Annotated in this window: 24 protein-coding genes; 19 read left to right on the top strand and 5 right to left on the bottom strand. The window is 40.4% G+C overall.

Features of this window, described 5'->3' with window-relative positions; genetic code table 11:
* Positions 1-7 precede the first annotated feature (7 nt).
* From HOP38_RS14165 to HOP38_RS14125, 9 genes are read left to right on the top strand one after another with little or no spacing between them, the layout of a single operon-like run.
* Positions 8-748, top strand: coding sequence for a TcpQ domain-containing protein (locus HOP38_RS14165; RefSeq protein ID WP_198558325.1), 741 nt, complete (start codon positions 8-10; stop codon positions 746-748).
* Entirely contained in the window at positions 711-2,141 is a 1,431-nt protein-coding gene (locus tag HOP38_RS14160) for a type II secretion system protein GspD (protein ID WP_198558324.1), read from the top strand. Before HOP38_RS14165 ends, HOP38_RS14160 begins: the two co-directional genes overlap by 38 nt.
* Positions 2,141-2,650, top strand: coding sequence for a hypothetical protein (locus HOP38_RS14155; protein ID WP_198558323.1), 510 nt, complete (start codon positions 2,141-2,143; stop codon positions 2,648-2,650). Before HOP38_RS14160 ends, HOP38_RS14155 begins: the two co-directional genes overlap by 1 nt.
* Positions 2,647-3,447, top strand: a complete 801-nt coding sequence (locus HOP38_RS14150; protein WP_198558322.1) for a hypothetical protein — start codon at positions 2,647-2,649, stop codon at positions 3,445-3,447. Before HOP38_RS14155 ends, HOP38_RS14150 begins: the two co-directional genes overlap by 4 nt.
* Positions 3,440-3,991, top strand: coding sequence for a hypothetical protein (locus HOP38_RS14145; RefSeq protein ID WP_198558321.1), 552 nt, complete (start codon positions 3,440-3,442; stop codon positions 3,989-3,991). Before HOP38_RS14150 ends, HOP38_RS14145 begins: the two co-directional genes overlap by 8 nt.
* Positions 3,988-5,520 (top strand): GspE/PulE family protein, encoded by a 1,533-nt coding sequence (locus HOP38_RS14140; protein ID WP_198558320.1) that lies wholly within the window; start codon positions 3,988-3,990, stop codon positions 5,518-5,520. The genes HOP38_RS14145 and HOP38_RS14140 overlap by 4 nt, the downstream gene beginning before the upstream one ends.
* Position 5,521: 1 nt before the next feature.
* A complete protein-coding gene (locus HOP38_RS14135; RefSeq protein ID WP_038225048.1) occupies positions 5,522-6,532 on the top strand; it encodes a type II secretion system F family protein in 1,011 nt (336 codons plus the stop codon).
* 25 nt (positions 6,533-6,557) lie between these two features.
* Positions 6,558-7,337 carry an EAL domain-containing protein gene (locus tag HOP38_RS14130; RefSeq protein ID WP_242456543.1) on the top strand — a complete coding sequence of 260 codons (780 nt, stop codon included), beginning with the start codon at positions 6,558-6,560 and terminating at the stop codon, positions 7,335-7,337.
* Positions 7,297-7,932 carry a hypothetical protein gene (locus HOP38_RS14125; protein ID WP_198558318.1) on the top strand — a complete coding sequence of 212 codons (636 nt, stop codon included), beginning with the start codon at positions 7,297-7,299 and terminating at the stop codon, positions 7,930-7,932. The genes HOP38_RS14130 and HOP38_RS14125 overlap by 41 nt, the downstream gene beginning before the upstream one ends.
* 414 nt (positions 7,933-8,346) lie before the next feature.
* On the opposite strand, the gene HOP38_RS14120 is transcribed toward HOP38_RS14125, so the two are convergent.
* Both HOP38_RS14120 and pykF read right to left on the bottom strand, forming a co-directional pair.
* Positions 8,347-9,030: a GntR family transcriptional regulator gene (locus HOP38_RS14120; RefSeq protein ID WP_198558317.1), complete on the bottom strand. Its 684-nt coding sequence runs from the start codon at positions 9,028-9,030 to the stop codon at positions 8,347-8,349.
* 154 nt (positions 9,031-9,184) lie between these two features.
* A complete protein-coding gene (pykF, locus tag HOP38_RS14115; RefSeq protein ID WP_006075666.1) occupies positions 9,185-10,597 on the bottom strand; it encodes a pyruvate kinase PykF in 1,413 nt (470 codons plus the stop codon).
* A gap of 534 nt (positions 10,598-11,131) precedes the next feature.
* Between pykF and HOP38_RS14110 the strand changes: the two genes are divergently transcribed.
* Positions 11,132-11,800 carry an HAD-IA family hydrolase gene (locus HOP38_RS14110; RefSeq protein ID WP_096442808.1) on the top strand — a complete coding sequence of 223 codons (669 nt, stop codon included), beginning with the start codon at positions 11,132-11,134 and terminating at the stop codon, positions 11,798-11,800.
* A gap of 15 nt (positions 11,801-11,815) precedes the next feature.
* On the opposite strand, the gene HOP38_RS14105 is transcribed toward HOP38_RS14110, so the two are convergent.
* The 3 genes from HOP38_RS14105 to rpiB form a co-directional block, all read right to left on the bottom strand.
* On the bottom strand, positions 11,816-12,565 hold the full coding sequence (locus HOP38_RS14105) for a metalloregulator ArsR/SmtB family transcription factor (RefSeq protein ID WP_051867750.1): 750 nt from the start codon (positions 12,563-12,565) through the stop codon (positions 11,816-11,818).
* A gap of 145 nt (positions 12,566-12,710) precedes the next feature.
* Entirely contained in the window at positions 12,711-13,388 is a 678-nt protein-coding gene (gene rpe, locus HOP38_RS14100) for a ribulose-phosphate 3-epimerase (protein ID WP_006075705.1), read from the bottom strand.
* Positions 13,381-13,833 carry a ribose 5-phosphate isomerase B gene (rpiB, locus tag HOP38_RS14095; RefSeq protein ID WP_038225066.1) on the bottom strand — a complete coding sequence of 151 codons (453 nt, stop codon included), beginning with the start codon at positions 13,831-13,833 and terminating at the stop codon, positions 13,381-13,383. Before rpiB ends, rpe begins: the two co-directional genes overlap by 8 nt.
* A 215-nt stretch (positions 13,834-14,048) precedes the next feature.
* Here rpiB and HOP38_RS14090 point away from each other — a divergent pair, with 215 nt between their 5' ends.
* The 9 genes from HOP38_RS14090 to arsB all read left to right on the top strand — a co-directional run bounded on the left by HOP38_RS14090 (position 14,049) and on the right by arsB (position 22,941).
* Entirely contained in the window at positions 14,049-15,485 is a 1,437-nt protein-coding gene (locus HOP38_RS14090; RefSeq protein WP_242456542.1) for a sucrose-specific PTS transporter subunit IIBC, read from the top strand.
* 46 nt (positions 15,486-15,531) lie between these two features.
* Positions 15,532-16,941, top strand: a complete 1,410-nt coding sequence (locus tag HOP38_RS14085; protein ID WP_198558316.1) for a glycoside hydrolase family 32 protein — start codon at positions 15,532-15,534, stop codon at positions 16,939-16,941.
* A gap of 83 nt (positions 16,942-17,024) precedes the next feature.
* Positions 17,025-17,885, top strand: coding sequence for an SIS domain-containing protein (locus tag HOP38_RS14080; RefSeq protein WP_231892984.1), 861 nt, complete (start codon positions 17,025-17,027; stop codon positions 17,883-17,885).
* Between the two features lie 181 nt (positions 17,886-18,066).
* Complete coding sequence (locus HOP38_RS14075; protein WP_062459922.1) at positions 18,067-18,390, top strand: ArsR/SmtB family transcription factor; 324 nt, start codon at positions 18,067-18,069, stop codon at positions 18,388-18,390.
* Between the two features lie 53 nt (positions 18,391-18,443).
* On the top strand, positions 18,444-19,448 hold the full coding sequence (locus HOP38_RS14070; RefSeq protein ID WP_038224056.1) for an ArsJ-associated glyceraldehyde-3-phosphate dehydrogenase: 1,005 nt from the start codon (positions 18,444-18,446) through the stop codon (positions 19,446-19,448).
* Positions 19,449-19,450: 2 nt separating this feature from the next.
* Positions 19,451-19,945 (top strand): cyclin-dependent kinase inhibitor 3 family protein, encoded by a 495-nt coding sequence (locus HOP38_RS14065; RefSeq protein ID WP_198558315.1) that lies wholly within the window; start codon positions 19,451-19,453, stop codon positions 19,943-19,945.
* 186 nt (positions 19,946-20,131) lie between these two features.
* Positions 20,132-21,352, top strand: a complete 1,221-nt coding sequence (gene arsJ / locus HOP38_RS14060; RefSeq protein WP_198558314.1) for an organoarsenical effux MFS transporter ArsJ — start codon at positions 20,132-20,134, stop codon at positions 21,350-21,352.
* Between the two features lie 131 nt (positions 21,353-21,483).
* Positions 21,484-21,792: an ArsR/SmtB family transcription factor gene (locus HOP38_RS14055; protein WP_198558353.1), complete on the top strand. Its 309-nt coding sequence runs from the start codon at positions 21,484-21,486 to the stop codon at positions 21,790-21,792.
* Positions 21,793-21,891: 99 nt separating this feature from the next.
* Positions 21,892-22,941, top strand: a complete 1,050-nt coding sequence (arsB, locus tag HOP38_RS14050) for an ACR3 family arsenite efflux transporter (RefSeq protein ID WP_006072623.1) — start codon at positions 21,892-21,894, stop codon at positions 22,939-22,941.
* Positions 22,942-22,949: the final 8 nt, after the last annotated feature.

The following is a 22,949-nucleotide window of genomic DNA, read 5'->3' as shown; positions in this document are numbered from 1 at the left end:
ATATTTAATGCGTAAAAAAGTAATAAGAATATCGATAATTTCCTTGTTCGCTATAATATTACCCTTGAAAGCTCTCTCTAAAGTGGTAATTGTTAGCAATGGAGATACTCTTTATAGCATACTTAGGGATAACGGAATAAGAAGTGACGCTAATAATGTTTCTTGCATGGTGGCTATTAATAAAATACCTAACGTTAGAGACATTAAGGTTGGCACTAGGTTATCTTTACCGAGTATTAGCACATGTAAATCGATGGCGAGTGTTGCTCCTGATGTTATAGGAACTTTTGAATTCCCTTATGTGGAAAATAACGATTCTAAATTTACTGAATTTAATGAAGAAAATAATAATAGGAATCGCGATGAAGTTAAAATTACATGTAGCTACACATTGCCTAAGAATGCAGATAATTATGCCAACACAGAAGGGTTTAACTGTGGTTTCGCTGGAAAAAATCAGAAGCGTAAAAGTGAAAGCTATAGCCAAAATACATCGAATAAAAATAGTATGGATAAAAATAGTTTTAATATTTACAAGGATAAGACCTTGTATTACAACATTACAGAATGGATGAATAGTATAAACGGTACTTTACGGTGGAATTCAGAGGTGGATAGTCGAATTATCAGTGATATAAGCTTTGGTAATGATTTTAGAGTGGCGCTTAAGAAGCTGTCTTCCTACTACGGAGAATATAGGTTTACATATTATGAGAAGAATAATGTGCTTGAGGTTACTAATAATTAACATTCTATTTTTGTTTATTGCTTCTGGATGCTCAAATACAAGCAATGTTGAAACGAAAGCAGATATAAATAATGTAAAAAAGCAATTGGAACAGCTCTCATCAAAAACTAATACTAGGAAAAAAAACAACGTTTCATTTGTTGATGACTTCTTATTTAGAGGTGAGCAGATAGCATTAGATCGCGAAGTAAAGTACCAAAGCATCAATGTGGCCATGTTTTCTATGTATGACATCTCGCTAATAGAGGCAACAAACCCTATTAAATCAAAAGGGATAAGAGTAGAGGTTATGGATAATTGTAATTTTCCCTCGGAAGAACATAAGTCAACAATTAACTATAAAGGTAATATTGTTGGGTATCTAAACTATCTTAAAGAAATCTATAACTATGATGCTCTTTTTGATGGGAAAAACCTGCGACTTAACAAGTGTTCTGTGTATAACGCTCAGTTGCCAGGGAACACTTTTACATCCAATATGAATATGTCTGTAAATGTAGTTTCTAGTAGTCCAATTTCTGGGGTACATAATCAGGATGATATGGACTCTATTGTATCTACAATCGAATCTATCTTAAAAGGGGAAGGTGACATCATACTATCAAAACGTACTGGACACATACGAGTTACATCAAGACCAGACAAAATAGATTCAGTTAGAGGGTTTATAGATAGATTACTAAAGAATCAAGAAAAGCAAACCTCTATTGACGTTAAGATTGTGCAATACTCAGGGGATGAAAGTTCTGTTTTTGGATTATCCGGAAAGTTAGCATATAAAGATAATGAATTTTCTAACTCAGTAACTTCACCAAATACTAATTCTGACTCTCCAGTAGGCGAGATAAAGGGAACTATTGTATCAGGAAAGTTCAATGGAACAGATATATTACTGTCCAGCTTATACGGAAATAAAAACGTGTCAATTACCAGTTCAATAAATCTTGTCGGTATAAATGGTTCACCTTTGCCCTTTAATGTGTCAACAAAAAGAAATTATGTACGCTCGATTGAGTCAGAGTATGATAAAGACAAAAATACAGAAACGAAGAGTTATGAAATAGATAGTGTTGAGTCGGGACTTGAATTATTAATGCTTCCAACAATTGATGAGCTTAACAATATTGAAATGACTATAATGATTAAACAGAAGGAGCTGTTGAAAATTACCAAATATGAAAATATCCAGTTGCCGGAAACAACGGAGAACTCCTCTTTTCAAAGAATGCGCCTTCAGTCTGGTGATACTTTAGTATTAACAGGATTTGATGAGAATCGTTTGAATGATAATAGAGGTAGTACTATCCCCGGTATTCTCGCACTAGGGGGAAGTATTGATAAGAATAAGGCTAATAGGAAAATTGCCATTTTAATATCACCGAAGGTAATATGATGGACATTGGATATTGGACGAATAATGGTATAGGAAAGTCAGAAAAGAAGAATTTTAGTCACTTCTATAGAATGATAGGTTCTTCTTTAATTGATAAAAAAAGTAGATATATAGTAAGGAGCAATTCCGACTATAATTTGGAGACTGAGTTAATTAGATTGTTAGAAAGTAATAAAGATTTCGATAATTCTAAGCCTCATTTTGCGGTTTATCATAACAAGGAAACAGATGAAGGATATATAGCAATCTACATAAGTGGCAGATTTCTAAATACAGCGAGTATGTTTCCTCAACCAGTAAAAATGACGATTGAAAATATAAATAAGATTGTCAGGATGTGCGAAAAATTAGGCGGGCAACTTCATGAAATTAGCGCTATTAGTAGTAAAATTGAAGGTTCAGTTAGGTTAAAAAAGGTAACTCTGCTAGATTATAAATTGGTAGCTTTATGCTTGATAATCTCTTTGTCCTTAATAGCATCTTTAATATTTAGGTCTATATACTTATGAAGCTATCAATTAATGCTTTCTTAATGGTTTTCATAGTTATCGGGTTACTAAGTACCATATATATATCGGTCAGTAATTATGTTGATTACAAAGAAAAGCAAGATCTACAATTACTCGAAAATCAACGTATAGAAGCTATTGCTAGTCAAAGCTCCAAAAAACGTCAAGTTCTGACCTATTTAAACTTACTTAATGCTAAGGATGCTGCACTATATTTTCATACAATCGTCAATATCGGAATTTTTAACGAAATATCTAATTGGAGAATTAAAAGTGTCGACTATGGTATTGATAGCGGTTCTCCACCTAAAATATCAGTCATTTATCAGAATGTTAACGGTTCTCAGGTATTCTTCATAGAACATATTGTCAATCAAATTGTAGGGTTAGGGTTAATGAAAAAGGAAGATACGGTTAATTTTAGTGACTCAAATAAGATTGCTACTTTAATGTTGGAACCAATACCCTCAGAACCAATACCGATCATGAATTTTGAACACATCAAAGTCAAAGAGACTCACTCAATATCAGATATGGCAAATCTTATTAATAATTATACTGAGCTTTATAGAAATATGGATAACAATATTAAGGTCACTTTAGCGACTACTCAGAATGAGATTTATATCTCTGAAGATATGAATATATATAAAATTAATCTATCTTATGAAGGGGATATATATTCACTCTACTCTTTGATTGATATATTCCCTGAGTCATCTAATGTCTTCTTTGAGAAACTATCTTTTAAAGATTCTAAATATATAGCAGATATAGGAGTGATATATAATGGGTAATTCTATTATAAATAGTAGGCACACGGTTACAGAAATCTTAATAATAATGGTATGCTCTCTATTTTCTTCTTTATCCTACGCTAGCAATATTGATGATAAGTCAAAATCAAAGACTACCACCTTGCAAGAAGAGGTTGCTCCTGTCAGTGAGATTGAACAGCGACTTAGAAAATTCCAAAAAAGAAGCATTGACAACCAAATTTTAATTAAGGGAATAGAGCAGAATATTGAGATTAAAAGGCTTCAACTTGAACAAAAGAAAATACTAGAGCAGTTGAATGAAACATCTAAGCAAGCATCTATTAAAGGAAGCATCAAGGTTAAAAATAACAGTTCTATTAAGACTACAGAGTCTCCAAAAACATCAAACTATGAAATAACCCTTTCTACTATATATGTAATAGATGGTACTACATACGCTGATTTTCTTAACAGAAGTAACGGTGCCAGATTTAGTAGAATTAAGCCAAACAGGATCTTCGGTGGTGGGTATAGTTATGTAGTTTCATCAAATGGCACAGTAGAACTGAGGTACAAAAAGTGACTACCAATGTAATCATTGACTATCAAGACATATTAGAGAGAGAAGATTTGTCTGTTACGAAATACTCTACGGATCTAGACAGCTATAATATCTACGTATGCAAGTTAACTAAATCAAACGAAAAATATCTATTCCTGCCTGAAGACAGTGGCAGAATGGGACTAGCCATTGATAGTTTAAATAAATTTATTCTTCAAAACAGTTTTAATTTTTCTTATTTTGTTCCTTTAAAAGTTATTTCTGAAATAGATCGTTTGGCTACTAAAGATTTACTTCATGTAGACTCTACCGAAGCTAAACAAACTTTAGTCTCTGTTTTCAGTGACGCTGATGAGTATGGTTCTAGCGACATTCACTTTGTTAGAAATGACCAACAGTGTGACATCTATTTCCGAGTAGATGGAAATAAGAGTTTTTACAAGACATTGGATACAGATAGTGCGGATGCTGCTATATCAACTTTTTACAATGTAGAAGCAATTAGCAAAGGTAGTGCATGGAATAGAAAGGTTCCTCAGGATGCTATGGGGCCGATTCCTAGCCTTAAAGGGAAGATACTAAATCTACGTTATGCGCACTCACCGCTTAAAACGCGCACCGAGCAAGGTTATCATGCCGTCTTTCGAGTGCTTCAAGACGGAGGCGTCGGAGAAATTTCTGATTTAACAGATTTAGGCTTTTCCCCCGAAGAATCTGATCTGATAAAAAAAATGGTAAGTAGACCATTCGGGTTAGTAGTTGTTGCTGGAACAACCGGCTCCGGAAAGTCCACAACGATTAAAGGTTTTTTGGAGTGGCTATATCTGAGTTTTCATAATAAGTCTATCTCAGTCCTAACTGTGGAAGATCCTGTAGAGTACTCAATAAGAGGGGCAGTTCAGACAAACGTAAAGAGGAATGAACTAAAAGGGGACGATACGAACCCATTTATGCGTTATATCTATTCGGCAATGAGACGAGATCCTGACGTGTTGTTAATTGGAGAGACTCGTGATCCAGCTACCGCTAAAGCACTAACTGACGTTGTTGAAAGTGGGCATTTAGCTGTAACTACATTACATGCTAGTAGCGTCACAGGTGTTATATCTCGCCTAAATTCACTAGGGATAGAAATGGATAAGCTTCGGTCATATGACTTCTGGGCCGGAATTATTGTTCAAAAACTTCTAAGGAGGACTTGTACTCACTGCTCCCTACCGTTCAACTTTGATGACGAAACTCTTAAATCACGTGTTTCTCATGGCTTATATACAAGACTTATTGATAAGAATGCTGATATTCATATATCGAGTGAGTCTGGTTGTGAAAAATGTAGTTACTCTGGCTACAAAGGTCGCCAAATTTGTGTCGAGTTTTTATTCCCTTATAACGAAGTAATCGATTCAGTTGGTACGCAAGAGCTGTTCGCTACTTGGAAGAGATATGAAGATGGAGTAAGTGGTTACACTATGTCTGAAAACGCATTTTCAAAGATTGTTGCAGGCACACTTTGTCCGCAAGAGTATGAGCGAATCTACGGGGTAAATTGATATGTATAATTCAAAAATACGAGTAGAGATATATGAAGCATTTATTGATTGTTTGAAAAATAATGTATCGGTAGTTAGCTTTTTGGAAAGTAATATTACCATCAACAAAAGCATAAAGAACAAAGAGATGGTGAAGTTATACACAGATTTACTTGAGGTGTACAATATTAAGGGCGATCTGGTTTTACTATTAGAGGGTAAGATTCCAGATGATGAAATGCTAATTCTTAAGCTTTCTTCAGAAGCTGGCGATATGGTGATAGGTATTCAGCGTGCTTATGATATATGCGTACTGAAGAAAAAATCAGTTGATAAAATGTTCTCTGCTTTGATTGGTCCGATTGTAATGGTTGGTTTAGTACTATTGATGATTGGCGGATATTCAATAAAGGTTTTTCCAGAGTTTGAAGCAGTTCTTCCAGTTGAACAATGGCCGAAAGTCTCATCGACACTATATGCTCTAGGTGGTTTTATATTTAGCTTCGGGTTTCCGGTTTTGATTTTCTCAGTTGTAATATCATTGTTTATATTTAATAGGTACTTGAAAAATGGAATTGGCAACTTTAGAGAAAAGTTAAGTAATTTGCCTATTGTTTCTATCCTTACTCTAAATTACGCATCTGTATTTTTAGGGGTATTATCTTTGATGATAAGATTAAACGTCCCAGTTGGACATACTTTTATGAATTTTAAAAGTACGACAAATTCCAGGTGGATTCAAAAACATATGGCCAGTATGCAGGATCGGCAAGCCGAAGGCCTTCCATTGGGCGATGTTTTGAATACTGGTTTCTTACCCATACAATTAGTTTCTAAATTAGCGTTATATGCGGAGTCTGCCGACCTATCAATGGCAGCAGATAAAATATTCATTAACTCACAAACTCATTTAAGTAAGGACTTAGATAATTTATCTGCGAAGCTGAAAACTATAGCGACTATTATAATCTCTCTTTTTGCAGTTTGGATCTACTTATCAATTATGATGCTAAGTAATAACCTAGCTCCCTAGATAAAAGGAACATATAGTGAATATAATGAAAAACTATTTTCTACTAATGTTGTTATTGCTAACTTTCTATACTTCTTCAGAGGAATATCAATATGCTATATTGCTGTCTTCGATAATTTTTTCATCAATAGTGCTAGTTTTCTACAGTTATTTATTCTATTTGGTGGTTACTTGCAAGTATCATCTTCAGCCTGTAGTAGACTACCAAGAAAACAAAGTGGTCTATTTTGAAATACTCTCTAGGTTTTGTTCTAGTAAAACACCAATACAAGTGATTGAGTTATTTCGTCGTAATGGTTTTTTATACTTCCATACTTTTCTTCAGATTAGACGTTTGCAAAGAATGAATGCAAGCTTAGATGTAGGTATAAATATTTGCCCATCTTTGTTAAGAAGTTGGTATTGTCAGTTCCTACTAAAGACATTATCAAATGCAAAGAATATAAAATATATAGAAATTACTGAAGACTCAAGTGTCGATTACACCCCTCAGGTGATAGATAATATCCTTTCTTTAAAAAATAGGGGAAAGGTGATTGTTGTTGACGACTTTGGTATAGGTAATAACAATATTTTTCTGGTAGATAAGATACTTCCACATATAATAAAGGTAGATAAAAAAATATCTCAAAAGTTGGACAAAGACAATGAAGGTAGCAATATAACTTTTACAATAGCTCATCTATGTTCTTTTTTTGGTTGTACTTTAGTTATTGAAGGTATTGAGTCTCTGGAACAACTTGAGAAATATGAGGAAATGGACAATGTTTACTTTCAAGGATTTTACTTCAACAATAGGTTCTAGTGATAAACTATTAGCTCGTATTCTAGGGCTTATATTTATGTGCTCATCTTCTTTAGTGATTGCTTCATCCACAGGGCTAAAAAATAGCTTTATTTCTGAATGTGATAATAACTATTTTGATCAACGTAAAAAGCCGGCAACATTTTATGTAATGAACCCCAATGTTGCCACACTAGATGGCACGGTTTGCCGTGGTACTCTAGATGCATTTCTATCCTTACTAAAAGAGTACCCTGAACTAAAAATACTGGAAATATATGAAGTTGATGGTAAGCAATGTAACGAAAGTAAGTTCCAGCTTTTTAACAGTATTTATAGACACCAGTTGGAGATAGTCGTTGTAGAAGGTGGTGTGGCTGTTTCTGATGGTATGGACATTTTTCTTGCAGGCAATACATCTCGGCTTGAAACGGGTTCCCGCATTGGATTTTTCAGTGGAAAGCCTTTGCAAGATAACGAGATTTCGATGATGAAATGTGAACATTTGTACCGTCAGTACTATAAGGACTTGTCTTTGGATCCTAACTTTTATGGATTTCGGCTAAGACAACAACCAACAGCACTTTGGCGTACAGAATCGGTCTATTTCTTTTAGAGCGAGTATGCATTTGTAAGAGAGATTCAAAATTGAGATTCGTCTCGGATCGAGTGGAAAAATTCGTGCCTCAGCATTAGACTAAAGTCTAATGCTGGTTAAAACTTGACCTAAAAGGAATAATCAGTAAACTACCAGTTCTTGAATATAGGTCACACTTTTTTACAAACACTTTTTCTTATTTCAAGAACGGAATTCTTCAAGTTTTTTGACAAAATATATCAAGGATGTCAAATAGTTGGGTGGTAGAGGTTCGTTATGTACAATCACTTTTTGGTAAGACTTACCATTGGGACTCTCGTTGTTTTAGGTATTAAGCTGAGTGCATTATACTTTTTGCCTATGGTGCTACTATTGAATACGCACCACAAAGAGTTTTTTGGATGGTAAAAATCGGGGCTAGCCCCGATTTTTTTATGCCATTTCTATCTCATCGACCGTCGACTCAATCTCTTTCATCATTCGATATAGCTGCTCAGCAAGTTGCTGTTTCGCACCATCAAGATCTTTGTCTAGCGTTAGCTTCATGATCTTTTCATGTTCATCGAGGTTGAAGAGCTGTGAGAAGCTCTTTGGTGAATGGGTTAGCGAGATACGTCGATAACGTTTAACCTGCCTGATAATATCGCTAAAAAACTCAAGCATGTTCTTAGAGAAGCAACCACTTAATAGAGAACTGTAGAAGGCTTCTTGACGCTCTTCCCACTCTTGCCAATTGAAGTTTTCTGCTTGGAACTTAAAGCGCGATAGCTTATGGAACTCAGTCAGTATTTCCAACTCCCAGCTTTCACTACCTTCTTTGATTGATTTTTCTAGTAACACAGAGGACACAACCTTGAGGCTTTCATATAGGTCGTAGAGTTCGACCTTAGAAACAGGTGCAACCCAGCATCCTTTTTGCGGTTCAAGCTTTACGTACTTAATCCACGAAAGCTGAATTAGTGCCTCTCGGATAGGGGATGCTCCTACGTTATATTTTTCTTTAAGCTCCGCAACAACCAGCTTTTGGTTTGGTTTAAGCTCTCCGGAAAGAATATCCTGACAGATTAGCTTCGCTACTTTGTCTGTCAAAGTTGGGCTAGACACAATGCACCTCATTAACTTAATAGAATTACCTAAAAGCAACTCAGCAGTATGCTGTGTTGTAAAAACGTAAGGATAGTACAGCGTGTTGAAAAATTGGGCAAGATAATTATAAAAAAAAGAGGGCGTATGCCCTCTTTTTATAGATGTTCTGAATGTACTGTAAGAATTATAGTACGTGAACAGAAGCTGTGTTAGTTGTGCCTGAAGCTACTAGAGCACCAGAAACCATTACTACGATGTCGCCTTTCTTACCAAAACCAGACTCTAGAGCGTACTCTTTACCGTTTTTGTAGAACTCATCAGTGCTGTCGATTGAATCAACAAGAACTGGGCGAACACCCTTAGTAAGAACTAGCTGTGCAGCAGTCTTAGGGTTAGTTGTTAGCGCAACGATGCTTGCTGTTGGGAAGTATTTACGTACAGAACGTGCAGACTTACCACCTTCAGTAGCAACGATGATTAGTGGAGCAGCTAGCTTCTCAGCTGTGTCTACTGCACCTTTACATACTGCTTCTGTGATGCGCAGGCGTGGGCTGTCTAGACGAGAACCTAGCTCAGCTTTTAGTGCGCCGTCAGTACGGTTAGCGATTTGAGCCATGATAGTTACCGCTTCAACAGGGTATTTACCTTTAGCTGTCTCACCTGAAAGCATTACTGCATCAGTACCGTCCATGATTGCGTTCGCAACGTCACCCGCTTCAGCACGAGTTGGACGTGGGTTGTTGATCATAGAGTCAAGCATTTGAGTTGCAGTGATAACTGTCTTACGAGCACGGTTACACTTCTCAATCATCATTTTCTGAGCGAAGATTACTTCTTCAGCTGGGATTTCAACACCAAGGTCACCACGAGCAACCATGATACCGTCAGAAAGCTCTAGGATCTCGTCGAAGTTATCTACACCTTCTTGGTTTTCGATCTTAGAAATGATGTGGATGTTCTCGCCACCGTTTGCGTTTAGAACGTCACGGATTTCTTTAACGTCAGAAGCTTTACGAATGAAAGAAGCTGCAACAAAGTCAACGCCTTGCTCACAACCAAATTTTAGGTCGTTCTTATCTTTTTCAGATAGAGCTGGAAGCTGAACAGAAACGCCTGGTAGGTTAACACCTTTGTTTTCGCCTAGAGCACCGTTGTTAAGAACTTTACACTTAACTTCAGTTTCAGTAGTAGAGATAACTTCCATCTCGATTAGACCGTCGTCTACTAGGATAGTGTTACCAGCAGAAAGGTCTTGTGCAAAACCAGCGTAAGTAACAGCAACAGTGTCTTTGTTACCAACAACAGAGATATCTGTTGTGAAAGTGAATTCTTGACCAGCTACTAGATCAACGTCATTGCCGCCTTCTAGTTTGATAGTACGAATTTCTGGACCTTTAGTGTCTAGAAGAATTGCAAGTTGCTTACCAACGTTTGCCATAACTTCACGGAAGTTAGCAATACGAGTGCCGTGCTCTTCGTAGTCACCGTGAGAGAAGTTAAGACGCATAACGTTCATGCCTGCGTTTACTAGTTCAGTTAGCTTCTCTACTGATTCAGTTTTAGGGCCAATCGTACATACGATTTTGGTCTTTTTCATGGAAGATACTCTCCGGGTAAATATTATTACAATTTGAAAGTTAGTATTAGTCTCTCTAGAAGGCTAGGGATGCCCATAAATAATTCACATGAGCTATCAAATGTCTTGCCTATTTTGCTTCTTCTAGAAATGAAAGTCTTTCAACAAGTTTAGTCATTTTATGACCAACTGAGGCGCTTTCTAGGCTACTTTTTTTGAGCTAATCCACTATATTTCAGTAAGATTGCAAAAAAATAACCGCTAATTCTGTAATTTTTTTTCTTTTCGGGCACGAATTCTACCACCGAATTGATCAGATTTCACTGTGCATAACTTGTTTTAGAGCAAGGTTTCGGCGCTTAGTATTTAATTTTTGGATCAAAATAAATAATCCGGATGAATGGGCACCATTTGGTAACTTTTTTTCAAAATAGTGGCTCATACGGGACAAACTCTTCCTTCATTGAAGCCAATAAACCCTGATGATATTGTGTGCTTTATATGGCGATTTGTTGTTCAAAGGCAACAGACTAAAATCAGGTGGTGAAATAAAATATGGCATCAAAGAGAATCAAATGCGTGATTTTTGATTGTGATGGAACACTGATCGATAGTGAACGTTTGTGTTTGCAAGCTATTGTAGAGGTGCTAAGTAGTATTGGCGTCGAGGTCAACTATGATGATGTCAAAGATCAGTTTCAAGGCGTAAAACTGGAAAAGATCTTCGGGGCACTGGTCGACGACAACTCCAAGCTTGCTAATGACGGTTTAGCTAAGCTTATTAGCCACTATCGACTGCGTTGTAAGGAGCTGTTTGCTGAACAATTAACGGTTATCGATGGTGTCTATGAAGTATTGGATGAGCTGAAGGCGAATAATATTGCGGTATGTATCGCATCAAATGCTCCCCATGAAAAGATGGCGTTTACGTTGCCGCTGGCTAAACTAGACCAGTACTTTGAAGGCACTGTCTTCAGTGCTTTGGATGCCAATGCATGGAAGCCCGATCCCAAACTGTTGCACTACGTGATGGACAAAATGCAAGTGAGCTCAGAAGAGTGTTTATTCATAGATGATTCTCTGGTTGGCATTCAAGCTGGCGTTGAAGCCAATGTAACCACGTTGTACTTTTCCCATGCGGAACCGCATAAAGAGACCACAATCAATAGCTCATATTTACATAGCATTACTGAAATGCACCAACTGCTGACCTTTATTCGATGATACGAAAATGAGTGGCTAATTATGTTTTTCTGGGCGGGTGGTCGATTGGTTGAGTAGCTGATTAGCCGCCACTAATGCTCCTCTCATACTGACCACAGATGCGTCTAGAATGTCGATTGCCCATAGTGGTAGTTTGCCTGAAATGGAGTAAAACGCCCATTGACCTTTTCTTCTATCTGAAACGATCCCGCAATTTCTGAGTACTGCGAGCGCTCGGGAAATCTTAGGCTGTGATTCTTGTAATGCTTCACACAGCTCCCCAACACTCAATTCAACCTCTGTAAAGATCAATAAAGTGATCATGAGGCGAGTCTGATCGCCTAAGCACTTATGTAGTACTAAAGGATCAAAATCTAAATCGTTAGTCGGTTGATGAACGGTAACAAACAAGTCGATGCGCTTTTGTAGATCATATAAAGACGCTTCGAAGGAGATATCAGAGAGTGACGTTGGCGCAGGAAGATCCCAATAAATACTTTCTTCAGTGTTCTCGAATACACCACATTCACGCTGCGCTGAAGAGCAGAGCGTAATTACATAGTCAAAATGCGTGTCTTTAAACTCGTCGATGGACTTTGAATACAGTTCATCGGTAGGAAAATCTGCATCGTTTAATGTCGATATCGTTCTTGCGTCAACCTGACTTGGACTGCTACCTGCACTATAGGCTTGATAAAACTCAGCATAATCGCGATTTATAATCGCTTCCGCTAGTTGCGAACGTGCTGAATTGCCTCGGCAGACAAAGAGAATCTTTTTAGTCATGGTTTCCTCAAGAGATTGAGCATCACGGTGTGGTTACAGGCAATATTATGGGAGTTATTTGCAGCTAAAGAAAGACCTTTCATCATTGAAAGGTCTTATCAAGCTATACGCGAATTTTATAGCAGGAGCAGTTTTAAAGTAGGGGTTAAGCTGCGGTGGCTAGCTTGCCATCTGCAATTGCTCTCAAGTTATCCATGGTTTCCGCATAACTAGTTGGTTTACCAAATAAGCCAGCAGTACCAAGGATAAAGTATTCGATTTTATCCTTAAGCAAATCGATGACTTCAGGGCTGATCGCACCATCAATAGCCAGCTTAGTATCGGTACCTTGTTTGTTGATCATGTCAATAATGCGATCAATTCGATTGAAAGCATTGGCAATGAACTTCTGCCCCGCAAATCCTGGGTTAACTGACATCACCAAAATTACGTCTGTGACATCAAGTACATCTTCAATCACACTCAGTGGTGTGCCTGGATTGATAGCCAGACCTGATTTAATACCTTTAGCTTGAATATTACCAAGCGTACGATGTAGGTGCGGTGGTGCCTCCGCATGAACATACATTAGGCTTGCACCAAGATCAGCAAACATATCAATGTACTGATCTGGATTGGACAACATTAGGTGCACATCGTATTCAATATCGGTTGTATTGCGGATAGCCTTAATATCTTCCGGGCCTAGGGCGAAGTTAGGAACAAAGTGTCCATCCATTACATCAATATGAAGCATATCTACTTTGGCCTTCTCTAGCTCAGCCAACTCTTGAGGTAATTTAGAGAAATCCACACACATCATTGAAGGACAAAACTTAGCCATGAGTGAGCTCCTTTTCGATGTCAGCAATTTGGTTAATACGATTCTGGTGACGGCCACCTTCAAACTCACCTTCTAGCCAACGGTCTACAATCATTTTAGCGAGCTCAATTCCTACGACGCGAGAGCCAAACGAAAGAATGTTGGTGTCGTTGTGCTCGCGAGAAAGCTGGGCGGTGTATGGGTCGCTGCAAACCACTGCGCGAATTCCTGGAACTTTGTTAGCGGCTAGCGAAATGCCAACACCTGTACCGCAAATCAAAATACCGCGCTCGGCTTGACCTGAAATTACTGAGTTTGCAACCGCTTTGCCGTATTGAGGGTAGTCTGTTCGCTCGGCAGATTGAGCACCTAAGTCGATCACTTGATGACCTTTTTGTTCTAAGTGACTAATAACGAGAGCTTTGTGTTCGAAACCTACGTGGTCACAACCAATAGAAATGATCATGTTTGTCTGTACCTTAACCGATGAATATGGCTTTAATTTTACGATAAAATTCACGTCTGTAAATATTTAAATTTCATTGAAATCGCCAGTAATCATATAAGTAATTGAAAAATAGCAAATTAAAAATTCACAATAAAATTCACAATAGTGCAAATTTCATAAAATAATTTATTTTGTGATAAAGATCGTCGTCTAGCACGTAAAGGGGTGATAGATTGAAAAGCAATTACTCAATAAACAAATCGCAGGATGAAATGATGTCTTATTCGTTGATTGCAGAAGAGTTGGTTAACTCGTTAGGCGGTGAACAAAACATAGTATCGGTTGCGCACTGTGCAACACGCTTACGTGTGATGGTGGCGGATGAAGCCAAAATCGATAGAGAGAGGATTGAAGATACAGACAAGGTAAAGGGCGCGTTCTTTAACAGTGGTCAGTACCAAATTATCTTCGGAACTGGTACGGTTAACCGTGTGTTTGAAGCGGTTCAGAATCTCGATTTATCGACGTCTTCAAAGTCAGAAATTAAACAAGCAGCAAACCAACAAGGTACGGCGCTACAACGAGCGATTCGCACATTCAGTGATGTATTCGTCCCACTTATACCTGCCTTGGTAGCAACAGGATTGTTCATGGGGCTTCGTGGACTTGTGACGCGACCTGAAGTGTTGGCTATATTTGGCCTAACGCCTGATTCTATCCCTGCAAACTTTATCCTTTATACCCAAATTCTCACGGATACGGCGTTTATTTTCTTACCTGCGATGGTGGCTTGGTCGGCAAGCCGCGTATTCGGAGGGACTCCATTGATAGGCTTGGTGCTTGGTCTAATGCTGGTTTCTCCTGCATTACCTAATGCATGGGCGGTTGGTTTCGGTGAAGCAAATCCATTGATGTTCTTTGGCTTTATTCCAGTCGTTGGTTACCAAGGTTCTGTTATTCCAGCATTTATTGCAGGTTTCCTAACCGCGAAGTTGGAACGCCGCATTCGCTCAATCATGCCAGAAGCGTTTGATTTGGTGATGACTCCATTCCTAACGCTGCTTATTATGAGTGCTGTTGCGCTTCTTGCTGTAGGTCCATTGTTCCACATCGTTGAAGTGACTATGGTAGAGGCAACTAAGTACTTGCTTGACCTACCATTTGGCTTGAGTGGTCTGATTATCGGTTTCGTGTGGGATTTGATTGTTATCACTGGTGTTCACCACGTGTTTAACCTGCTAGAAATCCAGCTACTAGCGAACGAAGGTAGCAACGTTTTCAACGCACTTATCACTGGTGCTATCTCTGCTCAGGGGGCAGCGTGTCTAGCAGTTGGTATGAAGACGCAGAGTAAGAAGCTTAAAGCGCTGTGTTTCCCATCAACGGTATCTGCTTTCCTAGGCATTATTGAACCAGCAATCTTTGGTGTGAACCTTCGTTACTATCGTCCATTCGTATTCGCCCTAGTTGGTGGTGCTGCTGGTGGTTTTGTGGCGCAAATTCTTGGTCTAGCAGCGAGCGGTATGGCAGTAACCGTTATCCCAGGCACGCTACTTTATTTAGATGGTCAGATTCTCTCTTACTTACTCGTTCACGCGGTAAGTTGTGGTGTGGCGTTCTCGTTGACTTACACCATGGGCTTCTCTGACAAGATGCTTGAAAAGAAATAAGCGATTTAATGATAAGCCTCCCTAAATGGGAGGCTTTGGAGTTTTTATGACAGATTCTCAATATTTCCTGCGAACCATCCAATCTTTGCTTAATGCCCCTAAACATGGAGAGCATGATCCATATCGTCCAGTGTGGCACTTCGCTCCACGTGTTGGTTTATTGAATGATCCCAACGGCTTGTCGTTTTTTAATGGTGAATACCATTTGTTTTATCAGTGGAACCCACTCAAATGTGAACATGGTGCAAAGGCTTGGGGGCTAGCAACGTCTTCAGACCTTATCCATTGGCTACATAAACCCTTAGCCTTGGCACCGACTGAAGACTATGAGATATCGGGTTGTTATTCCGGTTCCGCTATTGAAGTCGATGGTAAGCTTGAGCTGTTTTACACCGGTAATGTTAAATACCCAGAGGGTGGTCGAACTGCCTATCAATGTAGAGCACAGCTAGATGAGCAGGGCACGGTAACTAAACTTGGGCCGGTATTGTCATTGCCTGATGGTTATAGCGGTCATGTTCGCGATCCTAAAGTTTGGAAACGTGGCAATCATTATTACATGGTGCTTGGAGCAGAAGATTTGCAGCGGCGTGGCGTGGTGATTCTGTATCGTTCTACTGACCTGCATCAGTGGGAGAAATGTGGTGACATTTACGGTACTGACATTAACGGCAAGCAAGATGCTAACTTTATGCTGGAGTGTCCAGATCTCTTTGCTCTTGATGGTTGCGATGTCATGATTACTTGTCCAAAGACTTGGATAGATATAGAAGGCAAAGCGACAGAAACTTTTGATGTTGAGGTCACTTTGGGTGAGCTCGATTACCATCAAGCGCTTTACAACGCTACTGGCAGCCGTTTGATGGACCACGGGTTCGATTTCTATGCGCCCCAAACCTTCGAAGATAACAAGGGACGTCGTATTTTGTTTGGTTGGATGGGCAAACCGGATGAGTTTGAACCTTATCAACCAACTATTGAATATGGTTGGATTCACCAAATGACCTGCCCGCGCAGATTAACCATTCTCAACGGTGAGCTGTTACAACAACCTGTTGAAGAATTGACGACGTTGCGCCGCAACCCACAATCGGGCACCTGCTTATCCACCGCTTTGGTTGGATTAAGTGCAGAATTGTTGCTGCAAGATATTGACGGAGCCACTATCACGATTGAGCTGTCCGACGACTTATCACTGTTAGTCACGCCTTCGAGTATCACAACTCGACGAAAGAACCTTAAAACAGGTTTATGGGAAGATAGAGCATGGAAGGGAAAAGCCTCTTCGTTGCAGCTGATGCGTGACCACTCATGCGTTGAAGTCTTTATCAATGATGGAAAAGCTGTAATGACCAGTCGATTGTTTGGACAAGCAAGTAGCAGTGAGCTGCAATGTGGTTTCCGGTTCGAAAGTGATAAAGCAGTCAGCTACCAGCATTGGACATTAGAAGTTTAGCGATTCAAGTGCACACTCGTCACCGACAGGTGCAGAAAATCCAGTAGTTTTAGGGTTATAATGAAGGAAATACTTTGAGAGCTGTGTTGAAAGTTGTGAACTCGAATCAGGTAATCCCCAATATACGTATGATGATGCCGTCGCTGACTAAGACGGAACAGTCGATAGCGGAAAACTTTTTGCAGCCGCATTTTTTGCAAAAGTCGACCTCGATAAATGAGGTTGCCGAACGATTAAGCGTCTCTCCGGCGCTGATTGTCAAAGTATCGAAGAAGTTGGGGTTTAGCGGCTTTAAACAGCTGAAAGAGTCGTTATATGCGCAGAGCGAAACTCAGTCCTATGCGCCAAGTGAGCGTTTGTTGCCTGATGATAGCGCCGAGAAGATTGTGTCAAAGGTACTGCAAAACTCCATAAATGCCCTAACTGAGATCCTCAATTTTGTGGATGTAAGCATGGTCGATGCGGCTGCAGAGGCCCTGCTAAAGGCTCGAAATATCGAGCTTTTTGCAGTTGGTGGTTCAAGCATCATCTGTGAAGATTTTCAGCATAAGCTGCTACGTATTGGTATTAAATCATCGGTGCCTAAAGATCGTCACTTAATGCTGATGTCAGCGAGCATTATGACAGACCAAGACGTTGTATTGGTGGTCTCTCACTCTGGCCAGACGGTTGATCTCATGGATGCTGTGCGTCAGGCAAAACAGTCTGGTGCGACCGTGATTTCTATTACCAATAACTATCACGCAGAGCTGTCATCCTTGTCGGATATCCCACTTTATGCCCCAGCGTCGCCTGAGCCTGTACTTGGCAAAAACGGCACTGCACGTTTGGTTAAATTGGCGATGATCGACAGCTTGTATGCCACCATGGCAAGCAAAATGCCATCTTTAGCGGAAGAGAGCTTGAGCAAAACCATCAGAGCAGTAGAACGGCTACATCGCTAAATTTTTGTTAAATAAATAGTTTATTCTGCCAACTGAGCCCATCGACCGTAAGAAGTTGATGGGCTTTTCTATGTATCCCTATCCATTTAATTATGAAGGTTTTATGACAGGTCAAAAAGATCCTTGACTCTTAGTATGTAAAAATTAATATATACGCATATCCATATATGAGTATTTAATTATGCTTCCACATGAGTTTTTCAAATTGATGTCTGATGAAACACGTATCCGAACCTTGTTGTGGGTGTCTGCGAATGAATCAGTCTGTGTGAATAGTCTTGTTGAGGCCTTGGGAGAGAGCCAACCAAAAGTCTCAAGACATTTGGCAATGTTAAGGCAAGCTGGTGTACTAAAAGATACTCGTAAAGGGCAGCATGTTTTTTACAGCTTGGCGGAAGGGCTGCCTGGCTGGTTATACAGAACCTTGAAAGGGCTTGAGCAATCGAACTGCTTGCAAAGCGCTTATCAACTAAACTTTAACGAACTTGTGCCACCTTCTAAGTAGGTATTAGGCGTTAGTTCATCACCGAATGTATTAAGTAATTAAGAGATTGAGTTATGGCTATTAAAGTAGGTATTAACGGATTTGGTCGAATTGGTCGTTTGGCGCTGCGTGCTGCTTTCGATTGGCAAGAATTAGAATTTGTATTGATCAACGATGTCGCAGGCGATGCAACCACACTAGGTCACCTGCTTGAATTCGATTCAGTTCAAGGTACCTGGCATCATGGTGTTACAGTCGAAGGTAATGAGCTTGTCATCGATGGTAAACGCATTAAAACCACGCAAGAGCGCGATATCGACGCGATCGATTGGTCTGACTGTGATGTGGTGATTGAAGCAACAGGTGTGCACCGCAAAACTGAATTCTTGAACAAATACTTAGATCAAGGCGTTAAGCGTGTTGTGGTTTCTGCGCCAGTGAAAGAAGCCGGTATTGCTAATATTGTCGTCGGTGTTAACGACGATATTTTCGACGCTGAAGCACATCGTATTGTTACCGCAGCATCGTGTACGACTAACTGTATTGCACCAGTTGTGAAAGTGATTCACGAAAAATTGGGTATTGAGCAGTCATCGTTTACTACGATTCATGACCTGACTAATACGCAAACTATCCTAGATGCACCACACAAAGATCTACGTCGTGCTCGCGCCTGTGGTATGAGCCTTATTCCAACAACGACAGGTAGTGCAACTGCTATCGTTGAGATTTTCCCAGAGCTTAAGGGCAAGATTAATGGCCACGCTGTTCGTGTCCCGTTAGCGAATGCATCTTTGACTGACATTATCTTTGACGTTAAACGTGACACCACTGCAGAAGAGGTTAACGCGCTACTGAAAGAAGCGTCAGAGGGTGAGCTGAAGGGAATTCTTGGCTTTGAAGAACGACCATTGGTGTCCATCGATTATAAAGGTGACCAGCGTTCAACGATTGTCGATGCTCAATCTACAATGGTGGTCGGTTCTCGTATGGTGAAAATCTATGCGTGGTATGACAATGAAATGGGCTATGCAACGCGCACTGCAGAATTGGTTCGTAAAGTCGGTCTAGCGGGGTAATGATGATGCATCCAACATGGGAACTTAAAGTAGATAACGCAGCGCTTGTATTAACGCCTTGTCCTGGTACTAAAGATGTGTCTCTGGATGATTCATTAGCGCAACTTAAAACTCAAGGTGTGACTGTGATCGTGACGGCTCTCGATAATCACGAGATGAAGGAAGCAGGAGTTGCAGAGCTTGGTGCAAAAGCAAGGTCATTAGGAATCAAATGGTTTCAAACTTCGATTGAAGATGATCGCGCGCCAAGTGTTGAATTTGCAGCGGATTGGAAAGCAATTTCGCCAGAATTACATCAAGCGGTTGAGGCGGGTGAAAAGATTGCAATGCACTGCATGGGTGGTTCCGGACGTACTGGTCTTCTAGCGGCCAATTTGCTGCTAGAAAAAGGTTGGGATCTTGAGACGATTCGCCGTGAAGTGCAGGCATTACGTCCAGGCGCATTTACCAAACAGCCACAAATCGACTATGTAGAGAAGTTAGCGGCGACGTTCTAGTTGTCGCTAGTTTAACTTCTATCCTAATTATTGTATTAGTGAAAGCGGGAGCCTCGTTTTCGCTGAAACAGTAATTGGGTAGACCCCTGCTTGAGCAGGGATGACGTTGCTTTACTGAGTAGCTCTGTTTTACGCAAGTCACTCAACTTTACACGAGTAATTAAACCCTACTCAGGCAGAAGAATTATGTTGTCTAACCTTAGCAAAAGCGTTCGCCAGTATATGCTGGTCACTTTTAACTACTGGAATTTCACTATTACTGATGGTGCGCTACGCATGTTGGTGGTGCTGTATTTCCATGATCTAGGTTATAGCACCTTAGCTATTGCTTCTCTGTTTTTGTTCTATGAGTTCTTTGGTGTTGTCACTAACTTAATTGGTGGCTGGCTTGGGGCTCGCCTGGGGCTAAATCGAACCATGAATATCGGCCTTGGGATGCAGATCTTCGCTTTGTTGATGTTGGCCGTGCCGAGTGTCTGGCTAACCATCCCTTGGGTGATGGCTGCACAAGCGCTATCTGGAATCGCCAAAGATCTGAATAAAATGAGTGCGAAGAGCGCCATTAAGACGTTAGTGCCTGACGAACAGCAAGGTGCACTCTACAAGTGGGTGGCGATTCTAACTGGCTCTAAGAATGCACTGAAAGGGGCCGGCTTCTTTATCGGTGGTTTACTGCTCTCTGTGCTCGGTTTCCAATATGCCGTTGCTGCCATGGCAGCTGTGCTTAGTTTGGTGTTTATCGGCAGCGTACTTAGCCTAGAAAGTGATATGGGTAAAGCGAAAGCGAAGCCTAAGTTTAAGCAGATTTTCTCTAAATCGGAGAGCATCAATATTCTGTCAGCGGCACGCATGTTCCTATTTGGTGCTCGTGATGTCTGGTTTGTCGTGGCATTACCTATTTACCTTGGTTCAGTGTTCGGTTGGGATCATACATTAGTCGGTGGTTTTCTGGCTACGTGGGTAATTGCCTATGGCTTTGTTCAAGGCATTGCCCCAAAAATCACGGGCAAAGTCCAAGGAAAGGTGCCCGATGGCAGTGCAGCAATGTGGTGGGCATTAGCACTTGCGGCCGTGACTGGCATAATCGCTTATTGTGTTCAAATGCAATGGTACCCACAGGCTGTGATTGTGGTTGGATTATTGATTTTCGGCGCTATCTTTGCAGTAAACTCCTCGCTCCATAGCTATCTGATCGTCAGCTATGCCAAAGGTGATGGGGTTTCCATGGATGTAGGCTTTTACTACATGGCTAATGCGATGGGACGTTTAATTGGCACTGTGTTGTCTGGCTGGGTATTCCAAGTTGCTGGTCTTGCAGCATGTATGTGGGTCTCTTTTGCCTTCCTTGTGCTCACGACCATCATTTCGATCCGCCTACCTGGTGCTCCGAAAGCGATCGCTCAGTAAGTCATAAAATATCCACTTTAAAGAGTTAATCGTTAAACGACGATTGACTCTTTTTTATGTCAGGCGTATATTTATCGTCAAAATACGATAGAGGGTAGAGTGTGACGAATTGTACAGTTGATAATACTGAAATGTTCATTGCATCAGATGAGCAACTGGTCCAAGAGAAAACGCTGGCGGCACAAGCTAAGGCATTGTCCCATCCTGCTCGTATTCGTATCTTACGAATTCTGTCAGACCTAGAACGAGCCGGTGGTTGTTTAAACAGCGATCTAGTTTCTCAATTGGGTCTCGCTCAATCAACGGTATCTGAGCATTTACGTATACTTAAAGTCGCCGGTTTTATTAGTGCTGAGCCGATGCCACCGAAGGTGTGTTATCGAATCCAGAGAGAGGCACTCAGTGACTTTGCGCGTCTAACACAATCAGTCTTTGATTAAGCAAGCTTCTATCATTCTTTGATTATTGAGTCGGCATTGCCGACTTTTATTACTATAATTTAATCGTTATTCGACGATTGACGATATTGGAGAGTTAACATGTCCGAGTTAGCTATGGAACAACCGAAAAAGCTGGGCTTCCTTGATCGCTTTCTTACTTTATGGATCTTTTTGGCGATGGGAATTGGGGTGGTTCTGGGAGTTGCATTTCCGAGCCAGATTGAGAACTTGAATGAGTCAATGACGGTGGGTAGCACTAATATCCCTCTCGCCATTGGCTTGATACTGATGATGTACCCGCCATTGGCGAAAGTGAACTACGGCCTGATGGGCAGTGTGCTCCAAGACAAAAAGGCTGTGACACTTTCATTGGTTATGAACTGGCTGGTTGGCCCAATTCTTATGTTTGTGCTGGCACTGACATTTCTGGGTGATGAACCCAGCTTAATGACAGGTGTCATCTTAATTGGTCTAGCTCGTTGTATTGCTATGGTACTAGTATGGAATGACATTGGTGGTGGTAACAAAGAATACGGTGCAGCCTTAGTCGCACTGAACAGCGTATTCCAAATTATCACATATAGCTTCCTTGCTTGGTTATTCATTACGGTGTTGCCACCAAAATTTGGTTTCCAGGGGCAGGTCGTGGATATCTCAATGGGTGATATCGCTGAAAGTGTAATGATTTACCTAGGTATTCCTTTCTTGGCTGGATTTTTAAGTCGCAAGATCTTAGTCGCGAAGAAAGGAGAGCAATGGTACAACGAGACCTTTATTCCTAAGGTTTCACCGATGACGTTAATCGCACTACTGGCTACCATCGTACTGATGTTCAGCCTTAAAGGTGAGATGATAGTTGAACTACCAATGCAAGTAGTACGCGTAGCGATTCCACTTACGATCTACTTCTTTATGATGTTCTTTGTGAGTTTCTTTGTTGCTAAGAAGATGGGTGTTCCTTTCGATAAGAATGCGTCAATTGCCTATACCGCGACGGGTAATAACTTTGAACTGGCCATCGCCGTGGCTATTGCCGTATTTGGCTTGAATTCACCTGAAGCATTCGCGGGGGTTATTGGTCCTCTGATTGAGGTGCCAGTGCTGATTGCCTTAGTGAACTTCACATTGAAAATGAAAAAACGCTACTAGCGCCAAAA

Origin of the sequence: Vibrio mediterranei, assembly GCF_013364395.1 — a bacterium.
GTDB lineage: Bacteria > Pseudomonadota > Gammaproteobacteria > Enterobacterales > Vibrionaceae > Vibrio > Vibrio mediterranei.
Note: the sequence above shows the minus strand (reverse complement) of the source record. Positions and strands in the feature narration are given on the sequence as shown.

What these genes read in the sequence shown, in the direction of transcription:
- HOP38_RS14070 (WP_038224056.1), top strand. Translation starts at nt 18,444, where the DNA reads ATGGCTATTAAAGTAGGTATTAACGGATTTGGTCGAATTGGTCGTTTG.
- pykF (WP_006075666.1), bottom strand. Translation starts at nt 10,597, where the DNA reads ATGAAAAAGACCAAAATCGTATGTACGATTGGCCCTAAAACTGAATCA.
- HOP38_RS14135 (WP_038225048.1), top strand. Translation starts at nt 5,522, where the DNA reads ATGTATAATTCAAAAATACGAGTAGAGATATATGAAGCATTTATTGAT.
- arsJ (WP_198558314.1), top strand. Translation starts at nt 20,132, where the DNA reads ATGTTGTCTAACCTTAGCAAAAGCGTTCGCCAGTATATGCTGGTCACT.
- arsB (WP_006072623.1), top strand. Translation starts at nt 21,892, where the DNA reads ATGTCCGAGTTAGCTATGGAACAACCGAAAAAGCTGGGCTTCCTTGAT.
- rpiB (WP_038225066.1), bottom strand. Translation starts at nt 13,833, where the DNA reads ATGATCATTTCTATTGGTTGTGACCACGTAGGTTTCGAACACAAAGCT.
- HOP38_RS14155 (WP_198558323.1), top strand. Translation starts at nt 2,141, where the DNA reads ATGGACATTGGATATTGGACGAATAATGGTATAGGAAAGTCAGAAAAG.
- HOP38_RS14165 (WP_198558325.1), top strand. Translation starts at nt 8, where the DNA reads ATGCGTAAAAAAGTAATAAGAATATCGATAATTTCCTTGTTCGCTATA.
- HOP38_RS14055 (WP_198558353.1), top strand. Translation starts at nt 21,484, where the DNA reads ATGTTCATTGCATCAGATGAGCAACTGGTCCAAGAGAAAACGCTGGCG.
- rpe (WP_006075705.1), bottom strand. Translation starts at nt 13,388, where the DNA reads ATGGCTAAGTTTTGTCCTTCAATGATGTGTGTGGATTTCTCTAAATTA.
- HOP38_RS14145 (WP_198558321.1), top strand. Translation starts at nt 3,440, where the DNA reads ATGGGTAATTCTATTATAAATAGTAGGCACACGGTTACAGAAATCTTA.
- HOP38_RS14075 (WP_062459922.1), top strand. Translation starts at nt 18,067, where the DNA reads ATGCTTCCACATGAGTTTTTCAAATTGATGTCTGATGAAACACGTATC.
- HOP38_RS14160 (WP_198558324.1), top strand. Translation starts at nt 711, where the DNA reads ATGAGAAGAATAATGTGCTTGAGGTTACTAATAATTAACATTCTATTT.
- HOP38_RS14120 (WP_198558317.1), bottom strand. Translation starts at nt 9,030, where the DNA reads ATGAGGTGCATTGTGTCTAGCCCAACTTTGACAGACAAAGTAGCGAAG.
- HOP38_RS14085 (WP_198558316.1), top strand. Translation starts at nt 15,532, where the DNA reads ATGACAGATTCTCAATATTTCCTGCGAACCATCCAATCTTTGCTTAAT.
- HOP38_RS14065 (WP_198558315.1), top strand. Translation starts at nt 19,451, where the DNA reads ATGATGCATCCAACATGGGAACTTAAAGTAGATAACGCAGCGCTTGTA.
- HOP38_RS14130 (WP_242456543.1), top strand. Translation starts at nt 6,558, where the DNA reads ATGAAAAACTATTTTCTACTAATGTTGTTATTGCTAACTTTCTATACT.
- HOP38_RS14125 (WP_198558318.1), top strand. Translation starts at nt 7,297, where the DNA reads ATGTTTACTTTCAAGGATTTTACTTCAACAATAGGTTCTAGTGATAAA.
- HOP38_RS14150 (WP_198558322.1), top strand. Translation starts at nt 2,647, where the DNA reads ATGAAGCTATCAATTAATGCTTTCTTAATGGTTTTCATAGTTATCGGG.
- HOP38_RS14105 (WP_051867750.1), bottom strand. Translation starts at nt 12,565, where the DNA reads ATGACTAAAAAGATTCTCTTTGTCTGCCGAGGCAATTCAGCACGTTCG.
- HOP38_RS14110 (WP_096442808.1), top strand. Translation starts at nt 11,132, where the DNA reads ATGGCATCAAAGAGAATCAAATGCGTGATTTTTGATTGTGATGGAACA.